This is a genomic window from Deinococcus psychrotolerans, from assembly GCF_003860465.1.
Lineage (GTDB): Bacteria > Deinococcota > Deinococci > Deinococcales > Deinococcaceae > Deinococcus > Deinococcus psychrotolerans.
The window spans coordinates 362,864-377,436 of the sequence record NZ_CP034186.1 but is presented as its reverse complement, the minus strand read 5'-3'; the positions used below and the strand labels follow the sequence as shown (position 1 = coordinate 377,436).

At 63.6% G+C, this 14,573-nt stretch carries 15 protein-coding genes; 4 read left to right on the top strand and 11 right to left on the bottom strand.

The features are described from left to right. The 8 genes from EHF33_RS19615 to EHF33_RS19580 form a co-directional block, all read right to left on the bottom strand. On the bottom strand, nucleotides 1–1,086 hold the full coding sequence (locus tag EHF33_RS19615) for an ABC transporter ATP-binding protein (RefSeq protein WP_124875360.1): 1,086 nt from the start codon (nucleotides 1,084–1,086) through the stop codon (nucleotides 1–3). Continuing rightward, nucleotides 1,083–1,940: an ROK family protein gene (locus EHF33_RS19610; protein WP_277425560.1), complete on the bottom strand. Its 858-nt coding sequence runs from the start codon at nucleotides 1,938–1,940 to the stop codon at nucleotides 1,083–1,085. Before EHF33_RS19610 ends, EHF33_RS19615 begins: the two co-directional genes overlap by 4 nt. Further along, entirely contained in the window at nucleotides 1,933–2,607 is a 675-nt protein-coding gene (locus EHF33_RS19605; RefSeq protein ID WP_124875358.1) for an N-acetylmannosamine-6-phosphate 2-epimerase, read from the bottom strand. Before EHF33_RS19605 ends, EHF33_RS19610 begins: the two co-directional genes overlap by 8 nt. After that, nucleotides 2,600–3,541, bottom strand: coding sequence for a dihydrodipicolinate synthase family protein (locus EHF33_RS19600; RefSeq protein WP_241191433.1), 942 nt, complete (start codon nucleotides 3,539–3,541; stop codon nucleotides 2,600–2,602). Before EHF33_RS19600 ends, EHF33_RS19605 begins: the two co-directional genes overlap by 8 nt. Before the next feature lie 29 nt (nucleotides 3,542–3,570). Next, a complete protein-coding gene (gene opp4C, locus EHF33_RS19595) occupies nucleotides 3,571–4,401 on the bottom strand; it encodes an oligopeptide ABC transporter permease (protein WP_124875480.1) in 831 nt (276 codons plus the stop codon). Nucleotides 4,402–4,495: 94 nt separating this feature from the next. Next, complete coding sequence (locus EHF33_RS19590; protein ID WP_124875356.1) at nucleotides 4,496–5,449, bottom strand: ABC transporter permease; 954 nt, start codon at nucleotides 5,447–5,449, stop codon at nucleotides 4,496–4,498. 90 nt (nucleotides 5,450–5,539) lie between these two features. Next, nucleotides 5,540–7,072: an ABC transporter substrate-binding protein gene (locus EHF33_RS19585; protein WP_124875354.1), complete on the bottom strand. Its 1,533-nt coding sequence runs from the start codon at nucleotides 7,070–7,072 to the stop codon at nucleotides 5,540–5,542. 53 nt (nucleotides 7,073–7,125) lie between these two features. Then, nucleotides 7,126–7,857, bottom strand: a complete 732-nt coding sequence (locus EHF33_RS19580) for a FadR/GntR family transcriptional regulator (RefSeq protein WP_124875352.1) — start codon at nucleotides 7,855–7,857, stop codon at nucleotides 7,126–7,128. A 272-nt stretch (nucleotides 7,858–8,129) separates the two neighbouring features. Here EHF33_RS19580 and EHF33_RS19575 point away from each other — a divergent pair, with 272 nt between their 5' ends. After that, nucleotides 8,130–9,248 (top strand): N-acetylneuraminate epimerase, encoded by a 1,119-nt coding sequence (locus EHF33_RS19575; RefSeq protein ID WP_241191432.1) that lies wholly within the window; start codon nucleotides 8,130–8,132, stop codon nucleotides 9,246–9,248. Between the two features lie 52 nt (nucleotides 9,249–9,300). On the opposite strand, the gene EHF33_RS19570 is transcribed toward EHF33_RS19575, so the two are convergent. The 3 genes from EHF33_RS19570 to EHF33_RS19560 all read right to left on the bottom strand — a co-directional run bounded on the left by EHF33_RS19570 (nucleotide 9,301) and on the right by EHF33_RS19560 (nucleotide 11,574). Next, the gene (locus EHF33_RS19570; RefSeq protein ID WP_124875348.1) at nucleotides 9,301–10,311 is read right to left on the bottom strand and encodes a Gfo/Idh/MocA family protein; all 1,011 of its coding nucleotides are present in this window, start codon (nucleotides 10,309–10,311) and stop codon (nucleotides 9,301–9,303) included. Continuing rightward, nucleotides 10,278–11,153: a Gfo/Idh/MocA family protein gene (locus tag EHF33_RS19565; RefSeq protein WP_124875346.1), complete on the bottom strand. Its 876-nt coding sequence runs from the start codon at nucleotides 11,151–11,153 to the stop codon at nucleotides 10,278–10,280. The genes EHF33_RS19570 and EHF33_RS19565 overlap by 34 nt, the downstream gene beginning before the upstream one ends. Nucleotides 11,154–11,271: 118 nt before the next feature. Beyond that, nucleotides 11,272–11,574, bottom strand: coding sequence for a GNAT family N-acetyltransferase (locus EHF33_RS19560; protein WP_124875344.1), 303 nt, complete (start codon nucleotides 11,572–11,574; stop codon nucleotides 11,272–11,274). 161 nt (nucleotides 11,575–11,735) lie between these two features. Between EHF33_RS19560 and EHF33_RS19555 the strand changes: the two genes are divergently transcribed. From EHF33_RS19555 to EHF33_RS19545, 3 genes are all read left to right on the top strand, one after another. Next, nucleotides 11,736–12,269, top strand: a complete 534-nt coding sequence (locus EHF33_RS19555) for a (4Fe-4S)-binding protein (protein WP_124875342.1) — start codon at nucleotides 11,736–11,738, stop codon at nucleotides 12,267–12,269. Between the two features lie 160 nt (nucleotides 12,270–12,429). Continuing rightward, nucleotides 12,430–13,365: a DUF5996 family protein gene (locus tag EHF33_RS19550; protein ID WP_124875340.1), complete on the top strand. Its 936-nt coding sequence runs from the start codon at nucleotides 12,430–12,432 to the stop codon at nucleotides 13,363–13,365. A gap of 179 nt (nucleotides 13,366–13,544) precedes the next feature. Then, nucleotides 13,545–14,513 (top strand): ring-cleaving dioxygenase, encoded by a 969-nt coding sequence (locus EHF33_RS19545; RefSeq protein WP_124875338.1) that lies wholly within the window; start codon nucleotides 13,545–13,547, stop codon nucleotides 14,511–14,513. Nucleotides 14,514–14,573: the final 60 nt, after the last annotated feature.

Here is a 14,573-nt window from a genome sequence, read left to right as displayed (position 1 = left end):
TCACAGCGTTTCTCCCATGGCGTTCTGGCGCTGCGAAACGGCAGGCCGGGCTTCGTTCTCGAATTCCTTCCAGCGAATGCAGCGCGACATGTGGCCGCCGCCGGTGTCTTCCAGCGCAGGCACAGCCGTGCTGCACGCGGCGATGGCGTACTTGCACCTCGGCTCGAAGGGACAGCCGGGCGGCAAGTTCAGTGGGTTGGGCACGTTGCCGGGAATGGCTTCCAGGCGCTCTTTTTTCTGACCCGGGCCGGTGTGGTACTCGGCGGCATGGTCCACGCGCGGAATGCTGTTCAAGAGGCCCATGGTGTACGGGTGGCGCGGGGCCTGGAAAATCTCGATCACGTCGCCTTCCTCAACCACCCGTCCGCCGTACATCACGACGACCCGGTCGGCCATTTCCGCCACCACGCCGAGGTTGTGGGTGATGAAGAGAATGCTCATGCCAATTTCTTTTTGCAGCTTGCGCATCAGGTCCAGAATCTGCGCCTGAATGGTCACGTCAAGGGCGGTGGTCGGCTCGTCGGCGATCAGCAGCGCCGGGTTGCACGACAGCGCCATGGCGATCATGACCCGCTGGCGCATGCCGCCGGACATCTGGTGGGGGTACTCGTTGACCCGCTTCTCGGGGGCCGGAATGCCCACCAGCCGCAGCATATCGGTGGCCGCCAGCATGGCTTCCTTGCGGTTCTTGTTTTGGTGCAGACTGATTGCTTCGGCAATCTGATCGCCCACCGTGTAGACCGGATTGAGGCTGGTCATCGGTTCCTGAAAGATCATCGAGATGTCGTTGCCGCGAATTTTCCGCATCTCGGCTTCGCTCATGGTGGCCAGGTCGGTGGTGCGGCCATCCTTGCCGGTAAACAGCATCTCGCCCTCGACGATCTTGCCGGGCGGCACGGGAATCAGGCGCATGGCGCTGAGGCTGGTCACGCTCTTGCCGGAGCCGGACTCGCCCACCACGGCCAGCGTCTCGCCTTTGCCGATGTGGAAGGTTACGCCGTCGACCGACTTGACCACGCCGTCGTCGGTAAAGAAGTACGTTTTGAGGTTGGTCACCGAGAGCAGCGTTTCGTTCTGATGGGTCATACTCTCCTCTCCTGTTGCTGTACGAAGACGGCGGCACCGATGAGGCCCGCGTCGGCACCGAGTTTGGCTGGCTGAAGTGCCGGGCCATTCGCTCCGCTCAGAACTTGACCCAATACCTCCCCAGTGAACGGCCGCAGACCCACGCTGCCACCCAGACAGATGGTGTGAAGTCCCAGCAGGCAGTGCGCATCCCAAATTCGGTCGGCAAGAACCGTGAGAGGCGCGCGCAGCGCCGCCTGGGCACGGTCATTGCCCGCCTCCGCCGCGTCCATCAAAGCCGCCACGCTCGAATACCCAGCCCAGTGGGCCACCGATTTCAAACCGCTGCCGGACGAAGCATATTCCAGCGGCGCACCGTTCAGACCACGGGTAAAGCCCATCCCGACGTCCCGTCCGCCAGGTGGATCGTTCAGGTGTCCGCCGAGGATCACGCCGCTGCCGATCCCCGTCGAGACCGTGACGAACATGAAATTCTCCGACGCGGGCGCACCCCGGGCGTGCCATTCACCCAGTGTCGCGGCCCGCGCATCGTTGATGACCGCCACGGGGGCTTTCAGGGTCTGGGTCAGCGTGGCCTGCAAGGGAATGTTGAGCCAGCCGGGCATGGTTGCGGTGTTGATGGCCGATACACACCCGTCATGAACGCGCCCGGTACAGGCAACGGCCACCGTTTCCGGCTGTGGCTGTACCTCGGCGATGAGTTGGCCCAGCCGCTGAAGCAGCCGCTCGGGACCATCGTGGGCCTGGGTGGGCATCTCGCGGCGTGAATGGAGCGACAAGCCTTCGACCAGCGCCACTCGCGTCGTCGTTCCGCCGATATCGACAGCGAGGACTTGGGCTGCCGGCTCAGACACGTACTGCCTGAGCAAACCAGCGGGTTACGACGTCTGGCCTGGTCACCGCACTGCCCACCACCACAAAACTTGCCCCCAGTTGCATGGCCTGTGCCGCGTCTGCAGGGCTGTTCAGTCGACCCTCGGCGGCAAAAGTCAGTCCAGCATCACGCAACTCCCGCATCAGATCCCAATCCGGCCCGGCAAGCTGGCGGCTGTGCGGGGTGTAGCCGCTCATGGTGGTGCTGACGATGTCCGCACCGTGATCAAAAGCGGCCAGTGCCTCGTCCAGGGTGCTGATGTCGCCCATCACCAGCGCGCCCGCTGCATGAACGGCGGCGAACATGTCTGCCAGCGGTTCGGGCCGGGGCAACGCGGTGGCGTCGAAGGCCACGATCTGTGCACCCAGTTCGGCCAGCTTCACACCCTCGGCGGCGGTCGGAGTGATGTAGATGTCGGTGTCGTCCCGGTCTGTTTTGGTCAGGCCGATGATGGGCAGGGAAGTCACGGCCCGCACCGCCACCACATCCTCGAAGCTCTGAATGCGTAGGCCCACCGCTCCGCCCTGCTCGGCGGCCAGCGCCAGCCGACTGATGATGTACGAATCGCGGAGCGGCGAATCAGGATTGGCCTGGCACGAAACGATCAGGCCACCGCGCAGCTGATCCAGCAACCCGCCCTCAGGCATGAACCATAAGCCCCTCGGCTTCCAGAATGGCCCGCACCCGTTCCATTTCCTGGTCATTGAGTGGCAGATTCGGACGGTTCATGTGGTGGTGGGTGATCAGGTTCATCAGGCGCATGGCCGCCTTGAAGCCGCCCACACCTGAGGCTCCGGCGCTGGTACGCGGCGTGCCCTGCAAGGCCACTGCGAACAGCCGGATCAGGCGTTCCTGAATCTGACGGGCCTCGCGCCAGTCCTCGCGCTGGGCCGCGTCGTACAGCGCCACGTAGGCTGCCGGGTCAACATTGCCCAGCCCCGGCACGCAGCCGTGCGCGCCCACCATAAACGCCGTGTCCACCATCAGTTCCGAGCCGGTGAACATGCGGAATTCCGGGTCATCCGCGCACTCGCGGGCCAGCAGGCGGAAGTTGGTGTCGTCGCCGCTGCTGTCCTTGAGGCCCACGATCAAGCCTTCCCGCCGCATCTGGCGCAGGGTGGGGCGCTCGAGCTTGACCTGCACGCACACCGGGATGTCGTAGGCCATGATCGGCAGGCCCACGGCCTCATGCACCGCGCGGAAGTGCTCCACAATCTCGGTCTGGCTGGTGCGGGCGTAGAACGGCGCAGTGACCACCAGGCCGTCGACTCCGGCATCGCGGGCGTCGCGGGCATGGGCGATCACACGGTCGGTGGTGGGGTCAATCACGCCCGCCAGCAGCGGAACGCGCCCGGCCACCTCGTCCACGGCAATCCGCAGCACCTCGCGGCGCTGGGGCGCGTCCATGAACACCACCTCACTGGTGGAGCCGAGCAGAAAGAGGCCATGCACACCGCCGTCCAGCAGGTGCTTGATCACGCGGCGCAGCGACGGCTCGTCCACTTGAAAGTCTGGGGTCAGGGGCGTAACGACGGGGGGAATAATGCCGTGCAGGTTGGCGGGAAAGTCTGTGTTCATCATAAGGAACCTCGGATGGGGTGGTGAGAAAATTACTGCTTGGCTTTAGGATCGAGCGCGTCGCGCAGGCCGTCGCCCAGGAAGTTGGTGGCCAGTACGGTCAGAATGATCAGCAGTCCGGCGGGCATCCACTGCCACACGTAGGCTTCCAGGATGTTGATCTCGCGGGCGCTGCTGAGCAGATTGCCCCAACTGGCCTGCGGAGGCTGCACCCCCAGGCCCAGGAAGCTCAGGCCCGCTTCGGTCAGGATGCCGCTGGCGACACCCAGGCTGACGAACACCACCAGCACATCAATGACGTTGGGCAGGGCGTGCCTGAGCAGGATGCGGCGGTCATTGGCCCCCAGTGCGGTGGCTGCCGAGATGAAGTCCAGTTCGCGCACCGAGAGCAGCTTGGCCCGCACCAGTCGCGCGGCCAGCGGCCAACCCAGCACGCCGATAATGATGATGGTCTTGTCAATGCCGGGGCCGACGATGGCTGCCAGCGTCAGCAGCACCACGATGCTGGGAAAGGTCATGACCACGTCCACGAAACGCATAATCACGTTGTCTACCCAGCCGCCGAAATATCCGGCCAGCGCTCCCAGCGTGGTGCCGATCACCACCGAGATCAGGGTACTGAACAGGCCCACCATCAGAGAGACGCGCCCGGCAGACAGGGTGCGGGCCAGAATATCGCGCCCGGTGGGATCGGTGCCCAGCCAGTGCGCTCCACCGGGCGGCTGGTTGCGGGCCAGCAAATCGATCTCGTCAGGACCGAAGCGGGCGATCAGCGGGCCGAAGATGACCAGCAGCACGATGACGCTCAGCAAAACCAGGCCGACAACGGCCAGCTTGTGGCGCAAGAAACGTTTGAGGGCCATGCTACCGGGCGTCTGGGCGCGGGGCTTGCTGGATTTGGAAGGAGAAATGGTCGTCACGGGTTCAGCCTCCCCAGTTCAATGTCAAGGCGGGCGTTCACGAGAACCGAATCCGGGGGTCAATCAGCCCGTACATCAAGTCGGTGATCAGGTTGGCCAGCAAAATGATGATCGCCAGAATCAGGGTAGTGCCCATGATCATCGGGTAATCGCGTGAGTCGATGGCGTCCAGGTACAACTGCCCGGTGCCGGGCCACGAAAAGATGCTTTCCAGGAACACTGCGCCGCCGATCAGGTTGGCAATGTTGGCCCCGATCACCGTCACGACCGGGATCAGCGCGTTGCGCAGCACATGCTTGGCGATGACCCGGTACGACCGCACGCCCTTGGCCGAAGCGGTGCGAACATAGTCCTGAAACAGCACTTCCAGCACGCTGGAACGGGTGTAGCGCATCAGAATGGCGATGTAGGTGACCGACAAGATCATGGCGGGCAGCATCAGGTGCCGCAGGATGTCCAGCACTCCGCCCTGCCCCGGCGTCTGGTAGCCCCCGGCAGGAAACCAGCCCAGCTTGAGGGCAAAAACGTACATGCCCAGCAATCCCGCCAGGAACGCGGGCGTGGAGATCCCCAGGAAAGCCAGAAAGGTCAGGGTGTTGTCCAGCAACGTGTAACGCTTGACCGCCGCGACGATGCCGAAGAAGATGCCCAGCGCCACTCCCACGGTCATTCCCAGGCCCATCAGCAGCAGCGTGGGCGGCAGGCGGCGGCCCAGTTCGGCCAGCACCGGCTGACCGTTTTTGATGCGGTAGCCCAGATCGCCCTGCACGGCGCGGCCCAGCCACTTGAAGTACTGCACCGGCTTGGACTGATCCAGGCCCAGGTCGACTTTCAAAATCTCGCGCTGCTGGGCGCTGAGGACCTGATCGGGTGGAATGTAGGCGTCCAGCGGATCGCCGGGGGTGAATTGCAGCAGCGTAAAGACCACGGCGCTGATCACCAGCAGCAGCGGGATGCTGATCAAGAGACGGCGGAGGGTATACAGGCCCATACAATCAGCTCCTTACAAAGATGGAGAGACGGCGCGGCAGAGAAAACGCCACGGACAACTGAAACTCTGCCCGTGGCGTCCCCCTACGTCTTACTTGGTGTCCCAGAGGTAGGCCTTGTCGTCGTAGCGGCCACCGCCCGGTGCGGGCGTCCAGATGAAGTTGCTCAGCTTGTTGCTGACGCCGCCGAAGCGCTTGGCGCTCCACAACACGTCCCAGGGAAGCTGCTTGTTGGCCAGGCTGCACATCTCCTGATACGCCTTGGTGCGAGCAGCGGTCGAGGTGGTTTCCTGTCCCTGCTCGAACAGCTTGTTGAGTGCGGGGATATTGACCTTCATGCGGTTGGTGCCGTTGGGCGGAATGAAGTCGGAGTGCATGCTGGGGTAGAGGGTGTCGGGATCAGGGCCGTTGCCGATACCCGCGTAGACCATGGTGAAGTCGTTGCCGCCGGTGGTCTGGTTGTAGGTGGGCACGTCCACGAAACGCGGCGCGATCTTCATGCCCACCTGACCCAGCATCTGCTGGATGGTGACCAGCACGTCCTTGCTGAGCTGATCAGAGTAGTAGGTGATGACTTCCACCGTTCTGGAGTTGTCCCAGCCCGCCGCCTTGAGCAGCTGCCGGGCCTGATCCTGGTTGTAGGCGTAGGCGTTGATGCCCTTGGGCACGTACTTGGTGTTGGTTACCGGGCAGTTGGCCACTTCCGCGCCGCCGCCGTAGAGCTGCTTGACGATGGTGTCGCGGTCAATCGCTTGCAAGATGGCCTGGCGCACCCGCACGTCTTTCAGGACAGGCGAGGCGTTGTTGAAGCCCAGATAGTTGGCGACCTGCGAGGGGCCGCTGATGATCTTGACGGCGTTGCCGCTGAAGGTCTTGGTGTCGTCGAGCGACAGGTACGAGAAGTCGAGGTCGCCGCTCTTGAGGGCCACCACTGCCGCCGCCTGCTCCTTGAAGTAGCGGTTGACCAGCCGGTCTATTTTGGGCTTGCCCCGGAAGTAATCGGGGTTGGCGACGAGTTCCACGTACTGATCGGGCACCAGTTTGTTCCACTTGAAGGGGCCGGTGCCGATAGGGTTGGCGCGCCACCACGCGGCGTTGCGCAGGTCCTTGGGCGCAATCTTGCTCAGCGCGTGCTGGGGCAGGATCATGAAGTTGGTCAGGGCGTCGAGCAGCGCGGCGTTGGGCTTGCTCAGGGTGATGACCACCGTGCGGGCACTGGGCGTCTGAATCTTGGTGATGTTGCCGAACTTGGCGGCAAAACCGCTGCCGGAATCCGGGTTGTTGGCGAGGTCCAGACTGAACTTGACGTCAGCGGAGGTCAATGCCTCGCCGTCGTGCCACTTCACGCCGTTGCGGAGCACAAAGGTATACTTTTTGCCCCCGTCGGCGACGGTCCACGATGAGGCCAGATCGCCGCTGATCGTTTTAAAGGCCGGATCATAGAGCACCAGCGTCGAGTAGTACTTGTTGAGCCAGGTGAAACCCGCCGTGTTGGTCAGTGGATTGAATTGTCCCGGTGCGCCGCCGGGTCCCTGGTCGAAAGCCCCGGTGATGACCTTGTCGGCGGAGGCGCTGCCCAGCGTGCAGAGGGCGAAAGTGAGAGCGAGCAAGGAACGTTTCATCATGGTGGATCTCCTGCGTGTGAACTGGGGCGAAGGGACGGTGGATGGATTGGGTGTTACGGGTGGGTGGATTGAGGTACGGGTTGATCTGGAGTCTGGGGATCGGCTGAGGTCTGGGGATCGAGTCGCTGCTTGATCTGACGAAAGTGGTTGTGCATGGCCTTGGTGAGTTGACTTGCCTTGCCAGCCTGCAGCGCCTCGACGATGGCGACGTGATCCTGAGCGGTCTGTTCCAGGTTCCAGTGGGTCACACCCTCGCTGCCGTGCAGGCGACGGAACACTTCCCAGAACAGTTCGACCAGTCGGTTGAGGAAGGGGTTGTTCAGCGGGCGATACAGCGTCAAGTGAAACTCGCGGTCTTCGTCCTCGAAGGTCTGGCCATCGCAGGCTTTTTTCACCATCTGCTGGGCCAGAATGTCCAGCTCAGCAATCTGTTCGGGGCTGGCCTGGCTGGCCACCATGCCCACCAGCCCTTCTTCCAACGCGGTGCGAACCTGGAGCAAGTCGCGCAGGGACTGACCGTCGCTGGCCAATGAGTACGGCAGGTTCTCGAAAATGCTGTCGAAGGTAAACGCCTTGACGTAAATGCCCTCGCCCTGCCGGGCCTCCAGAATCCCAACCGCTTCCAGCGTCTTGACACCCTCGCGCAGCGAGAGGCGGCTCATGCCCATGTCCTTGGCAAGCTGGCCTTCGGGGGGCAATGGATCGCCAGGTTGCAACTGGTGATCTTCGATGTACTGCTTGATTGACGTCTGGGCCTGTCGGTAAGCGGGGATTCGGGCAGCCATAAACCTCCTGTGGGCGACGCCAGGCCATTCCAGTGCTGGAGTGAATCTGACATCAGATATCTGATAGGTGAGGGAAGTTTACGTGAGCGGTGATGGTTCTGTCAACCACCAGTACCCCCACTCAATTCCTTGAGAACCGCCTACTTGACAGGCGCACTTCATCCAAAGTACAGTTCAAACCACCACAAGTCAGATATCAGATATCTAAGGAGCATCCCAATTTGGTGCATGGCTCCACCACCCGCTCTCTCTTTGGAGGCCCCATGAGGACTATGACCCTGCTTGCCGCTCTGCTGATCACCACCGCCGCCGCACAGACCCAGACCTACCCCGATTTGCCCGCCGGAATCAAGAACGGCGTGGGCGGAATGATCGGCGACACCCTCTACGCCGGACTCGGCACGGCAGGACAGAAGTTCTATGCTCTGAACCTCTTGGACACCGCCAAGGGCTGGACAGAAATGGCCGCCTTCCCCGGCGCAGCCCGCGATCAGGCCGCCGCCGCCGTGGTCAACGGCAAACTGTACGTGTTCGGCGGCCTGGGCAAACCCACGCCCGAGGCGACCACCTCAGTCTTCAATCAGGTTTACGCCTACGATCCGGCGAGCAACGCCTGGCAGGCACTGAATACCCGCGCTCCCCAGGACATCGGCGGCGGCACGGCGGTGGCCCAGGGTGACCGCATCCTGCTGTTCGGCGGCGTCAACCGCAACATCTTTAACGGGTACTTCGAGGACATCGCCGCCGCCGGAACTGACAAGGTCAGAAGTGACGCCGTGGCCCTGGCGTACTTCAGCGGACGCCCCCAGGATTATTTCTTCGGGCGAGAAGTGCAGAGCTACACGCCCGCCACCAACACCTGGCAGTCGCTGGGCACCGCGCCCTTCATTGGCCGTGCCGGAGCCGCCGTCAGCCTTCAGGGCGACGCGCTGACGGTGGTGAGCGGCGAGATGAAGCCCGGACTGCGTACCGCTCAGGCGGGCCGCGCCACCGTGAAGGACGGCGGCGTGACCTGGAGCACGCTGCCCGACTTGCCCAGTGCGGCGAACGGCGCGGTGCAAGAAGGCGTGGCCGCGGCCTTTACCGGCTCCAGCCAAGGAGCGCTGCTGGTGGCCGGTGGAGCCAATTTCCCCGGTAGCACCGTCAAGTTTCAGAGTGGCGTGCAGTACGCCCACCAGGGCCTGACCAAGACCTGGCAAAGCGACATCTACGCGCTGCGCGGCGATAAGTGGAGCGTGGTCGGCCAGTTGCCGCAGGCCCAGGCTTCGGGCATCAGCATCCAGCGCGGCGACGAGGTCATTCTGGTGGGCGGCGAGCTGAAGGGCGGCGACGCCAGCAGCAAGGTCTTCTCCATCTCGCTCAAGGGCGACAGCATCGAGATCAAGGACTGAGCATCTGAACGAAGCGGGGGCCAACTGCTACACCAGTTGGCCCCCGCTTCGTTCATCCCAGCGAAACCTCGCGCTCCTGGACGGCGGATTCCTCAGCGGCAAAGACGACATCCATCACTGAACCGGCAAACTCCGGTGTAACTCTGGGAAGCTGACCCCGTTCGGCCCAGGCACGCAATTCCACCCACTCCTGCGCCAGAGCGGCAAGCGTCAGGTTGCCCGGTAAGGTTAATGAAACCGCTTCCCAGCCGTCGTTCTGGCCGATCTCCAGACTGTCGGGCGTGACGCGCAAGCTGCCGCCCTCGCACAGGATGGTGGTGGCGTTGATGGGGCCGCCCTGCGCGTAGCCGTAGCTGCCCACCATGCCCGCGCCGCCGCCCTGGAACCGCAGGAAAATGCTGGACAGATCGTCGGCCTGCTGATCGTGCATATGCGTTCCCATAGCGGCGCTGACCGACTGCACGGGTTTGTCCATCAACCACATCAGGCGGTCCAGGGCGTGGATGCCGGCGGTCAGCAGCATTCCGCCGCCGCGCCCCCGATCCAGGTGCCAGTCGCGGCGGTTGGCCTCCATCCAGCGTTTCTGGAAGACGCTCTGTCCGCTGAGGGGGCGGCCCAGTTCACCACTGTCAATCAATTCCCTGGCCCGGCTGAATCCAGGGAAATAGTGACTGGTAAAGCCCACCAGACACGTCACTCCGGCGTCACGAGCGGCATTCAGAACGGCATGGGTGTCTGTGTTATTGGTGGCGACAGGTTTTTCCAGCAGAACAGGCTTCCCGCTGGCAATGGCTTGGAGGGCCAGTGGGGCGTGGTACTCGTGCGGCGCGGTAATCAGCACGGCGTCCACATCCGGGGCGGCCAGTAAGGCCCCGGCGTCGGCATGAACGCGTCCCCCGTATTGTGCGGCGAAGGCGGTGGCCGTCTCCAGCGATCCGCTGTTGACGCCCGTGACCGTGAAACCGTCCAGCGTGGCGAGGGCCTGCGCGTGCTGATCGGCCCACCACCCCGCGCCGAGAATGCCCACCCTCATGCGTCCATCCAGGTGGCGGCGGCGTAGCACGCGTCAATCACGCGCATGGCGGCCAGATGATCGTCCAGGGAATGGGGGGCCGGGCCGCCCGTTTGAATGGCCTGCACGTTGGCGGCGGCAAACAACTCGTACCGGCGGGCCAGGGGCAGAACGGGCTGCACCCGAGTCCGACCTGCACGGCGGTCAAAGATGGTCAGCGCCTGCCCATCATCCTTAACGGTGAGGTCACGGCGGTGTCCACTCAGCTCAAAGTCGCTGGCGTCATCCACGGCGGCGGTGTACCCCACTTCAATGTGTCCGATCACGCCGCCTGCCGACAGAGTCACGGCGGCGTATTCCTCCACCTCCATCTGGAACAGACGGCGGCTCAGCACGCAGGAATGCACCTGAACTTCCCCGGTGGTGGCCTTCAGGAAGGCGCTGATCCCGTGAATGCCCAGATTGCGCAGCACGCCGCCTCCTGCCACATTCGCTTGCATGACCCAGGGAACGCCCAGCGCCGCGTACCGCTCCGGCGAGCCGTTCACCAACCGGAAGCGCAGGTGCGAGAGGGGGCCTCCCGCCTCAGGCGTGCAGACGTCCCAGAATTCCCCCAGCAGATGGGGCTGCGCCACGGTCACGAAAGCTCCATGCTGCCGGGCCAGTTCGGCCAGTGGCTCCAGTTCGGCGGCGTTGCGGCCCACTGGCTTTTCAGCGGCCACCGGTACGCTAGTTTCAATACAGCGCCCCACCTCGCGCAGCATTTCCTGTGGAGTTCCCAGCACGACCAGCAGTTCAGGGCCGCTCTCCAGAACTCGTTTCAGATTGTCTTCCAGCGCATTCTCGCCATTCTGGAAGGGCTGTCCAACGGCCTCAAACGCCTGAACGTACATACTCCGGTGCCAATGGCCATGATCAAGAAGCGCAATCTGCATAGATCAAGTTATCAGATATCTGATGCTCGGCCAATGTTCGGCACAGCGCTTCTCAAGCCGTGAGATCTCTGCCAGGTCAGAGATGAAAAATGCCGCGTTGCTGCGGATGAACCAGATCGACGTACTCGGGATGTTGCCGAATGTAACTGGCAATAAAGGGACACATCGGAATCGCCAGTCGGCCCATCTGCCGCACGTCGTCCAGCGCGAACCGGGCCACCTGCCCGCCCAGGCCCTGGCCTTCATACTCGGGCTTGATTTCCGTGTGGGGTAGCATCACGGCGTCTCCAACGAGACGGTACTCGGCGAACCCGGCCACCTGACCGTCCACCACCACCTCGTAGCGCTCCCGATCCTCGTTTTTTCTCATCTCTGCCATGACTGGCCTCCATATTTTTCAAGTTGCTACCTGAAACGCTGTATGCGAAATGGGCCATTCCTCCAGGCATGTCTGCTGGGGGACAGAGACGATGATAGAGGAGCGGTTTCCCTTTCTCTTAACTTTTCCTTACCCTGACGGCCCGTGCCCTAAACTGAACCATGACCCAGCACCATGAACCGATCGGTGAGGATCTGCTGCGCGGCAAGACCTACGCGAGCGACGGGATCTCCGTATCCTACGATCCTCCGCGCTGCACCCACGTTGCCAATTGCGTGCGCGGTCTGCCCGATGTGTTCCGCCCAAAGGAGCGCCCCTGGATTCAACTGGAAAATGAGGCGTCTGCCGAGCGTGTGGCCGAGATCGTGCGAACCTGCCCCACCGGCGCTCTGCACTATGCCCTGCACGGCGGACCCCCGGAAGCTCCCGCTGTGCCCACCACGCTGACGCCAGTGAAGGACGGGCCGCTGACCCTGCGGGGTGACCTCGTGATTCAGACCCCCGAAGGTGAGGTGCGGGAAGTGCGGGCGGCGCTGTGCCGCTGCGGCGCGAGCAGCCACAAGCCCTTTTGCGACGGCACGCACGCCAAGATTGGCTGGAAGAGCGACCAGCCCGGCGGTCAGGCTTCCATCGACCAGCGCGGAGACGGCCACCGGGAAGAGGGCCAGCGGGCCGACGGGGCCGAACAGAACTAGAAAAGGTCTCCTGGCGACGCCCACAGCGGAGCATGGCCTGATTCGCATTGGGTTGACCTGCACACATCACGCTTTCACTGAGCGCCGTATCCTCGCTACCGAGATTGCCGCACCAAAAAAGACTTCCTCAGCCCCACTGAACCCATTTTCTGGAGGACCCATGACCCCATCCCACGACGCCTGGCCGCCCCTGCCCCTGGCACCCTGGCAGGACACCATGGAAACCCTGCACCTGTGGACCCAGATCGTCGGCAAGATCCGGCTGGCGCTGACCCCCTGGAACAACCACTCCTGGCACGTCACGCTGTACCCAGGCGCACGCGGCCTGACCACCGGGCCGATGCACCATCCAAACGGCACCTTCGAGATCGAGTTCGATTTCCGCCGCCATCATCTGGCGGTTATCTCGGCCACTGGCGACGAACGCTCCTTTGCGCTGGAAGGGCTGAGTGTCGCTACGTTCTACGAAGCCCTGATGTCGGCGCTGGACACGCTGGGCCTGAATGTGGAGATCCGGCCTACCCCGGTTGAATTGCCTGACCCCATCACGCCGTTTCCCGAGGACCACGCCCACGCGGCGTATGACCCGGAGGCTGCCCAGCGCTACTGGCGGGCGCTCCTCAGCATCCACCGGGTCTTCAGCGTGTTCCGGGCGCGCTTTCTGGGCAAGGTCAGCCCGGTGCATTACTTCTGGGGGGCCGCTGACCTGGCGGTGACCCGCTTCTCGGGACGCACGGCCCCCAAGCATCCAGGCGGCGCGCCCAACTGCGCAGATTGGGTGATGGAAGAGGCGTATTCCCACGAGCTATCCAGCGCGGGCTTCTGGCCGGGATCCGGGCTGGGCGAGGCGGCCTTTTACGCGTACGCCTACCCCGAGCCAGACGGCTTCAGGACGGCCCAGGTGGGGCCAGCAGCAACGTACTACCACGAGGACTTGGGCGAATTCGTCCTGCCCTACGAGGCGGTGCGTACGGCGGCGGATCCGGACGCGGCGCTGCTGGAGTTCCTGCAAAGCACCTACGTGGCGGCGGCGGAGCTGGGCCACTGGGATCGGGCCGACCTGGAATTCGATTCCGACAGGCTGCCACTGTCGTAAAGTTTCTTGTGCGGAGTGTCTGTATGGAGCCTGCAAGCGTCCAGGCACGTTGCTGACCGCACTCTCCTCCTTCTGAATTCATCCCTGATGGGCCACCGGGCGCGCTGGACGGACGCTTGGCCCTGCCGCGCCGGAACCCTATTTCATCTGCCCCCATTTCCCCTCCCAGGAGTCTGATTATGTCCAGCAGTGATCTTCAGTTGACCGGCATCCATCACCTGACCGCCGTGTCCGCCGACATTCGCGAGAACAAACGCTTTTACACCCAGGACCTGGGCATGCGCTTGGTCAAACGCAGCGTCAATCAGGATGACGTCAGCGCCTACCACCTGTTTTACGCCGACAAGGTGGGCACCCCCGGCACGGACATGACCTTTTTCGACTGGCCGGTGGGCCGCGAGGGCCAGGGCAGCCGCAGCGTGACCCGCACCGCCCTGCGCGTCCGGGACGAGCTGAGCCTGCGCTACTGGCAGGAGCGTTTCGAGAGCCTGGGCATCCAGCACGGCGAGGTCACCGACCGCGACGGGCGGCCCACTCTGGACTTTGAAGACCCGGAAGGCCAGCGCCTCACTCTGGTGGTGGACGGTGGGGCGGGTGACCCGCCGGTGCCCTGGGAAAGCAGCCCGGTCCCCGCCGAACACCAGTTGCGCGGCCTGGGGCCGATCACCATGACCGTCCAGAACCTGGCGAACACGGACCGCGCGCTGCAACAGGTCATGAATCTGCGCCCGGTGCGCGAGTACCCTGACCCGGCCAGTCCCGCCCACACCGTGCATGTCTACGAGATGGGTGCGGGCGGTCCCCACGCCGAGCTGCATGTGGCCGTCCGGCCCGATCTGTCCCCGGCGCGGCCCGGCGCAGGCGGGGTGCATCACGTCGCCTTCCGCACGCCCGACGATCAGCAGTACCACGCCTGGAACGAGCATCTCAACCACTTCGGCCTGCAAAGCAGCGGGGAGGTGGACCGCTATTACTTCCGCAGCCTGTACTTCCGCGAGCCGGGAGGGGTGTTGTTCGAGATCGCCACCGATGGCCCCGGCTTTGGGGTGGACGAGGACCCGGCGACGCTGGGCGAGAAGACCATCCTGCCGCCCCGTTTAGAAGGGATGAGAGAACAGATTCTGGCGGGCCTCAAGCCCATCGACTGACGCAGTTTGCGTGATAGCGAGCAGGGCTGGACAGCGGTAGATCATTTCAATAGAAGTCAA

Excerpts from the sequence above, each read along its gene's own strand:
- EHF33_RS19590 (WP_124875356.1), bottom strand. The coding sequence starts at position 5,449 with ATGGGCCTGTATACCCTCCGCCGTCTCTTGATCAGCATCCCGCTGCTG.
- EHF33_RS19600 (WP_241191433.1), bottom strand. The coding sequence starts at position 3,541 with ATGATGAACACAGACTTTCCCGCCAACCTGCACGGCATTATTCCCCCC.
- EHF33_RS19550 (WP_124875340.1), top strand. The coding sequence starts at position 12,430 with ATGACCCCATCCCACGACGCCTGGCCGCCCCTGCCCCTGGCACCCTGG.
- EHF33_RS19575 (WP_241191432.1), top strand. The coding sequence starts at position 8,130 with ATGACCCTGCTTGCCGCTCTGCTGATCACCACCGCCGCCGCACAGACC.
- EHF33_RS19555 (WP_124875342.1), top strand. The coding sequence starts at position 11,736 with ATGACCCAGCACCATGAACCGATCGGTGAGGATCTGCTGCGCGGCAAG.
- EHF33_RS19585 (WP_124875354.1), bottom strand. The coding sequence starts at position 7,072 with ATGATGAAACGTTCCTTGCTCGCTCTCACTTTCGCCCTCTGCACGCTG.
- EHF33_RS19580 (WP_124875352.1), bottom strand. The coding sequence starts at position 7,857 with ATGGCTGCCCGAATCCCCGCTTACCGACAGGCCCAGACGTCAATCAAG.
- EHF33_RS19545 (WP_124875338.1), top strand. The coding sequence starts at position 13,545 with ATGTCCAGCAGTGATCTTCAGTTGACCGGCATCCATCACCTGACCGCC.
- EHF33_RS19565 (WP_124875346.1), bottom strand. The coding sequence starts at position 11,153 with ATGTACGTTCAGGCGTTTGAGGCCGTTGGACAGCCCTTCCAGAATGGC.
- EHF33_RS19605 (WP_124875358.1), bottom strand. The coding sequence starts at position 2,607 with ATGCCTGAGGGCGGGTTGCTGGATCAGCTGCGCGGTGGCCTGATCGTT.
- EHF33_RS19615 (WP_124875360.1), bottom strand. The coding sequence starts at position 1,086 with ATGACCCATCAGAACGAAACGCTGCTCTCGGTGACCAACCTCAAAACG.
- opp4C (WP_124875480.1), bottom strand. The coding sequence starts at position 4,401 with ATGGCCCTCAAACGTTTCTTGCGCCACAAGCTGGCCGTTGTCGGCCTG.
- EHF33_RS19560 (WP_124875344.1), bottom strand. The coding sequence starts at position 11,574 with ATGGCAGAGATGAGAAAAAACGAGGATCGGGAGCGCTACGAGGTGGTG.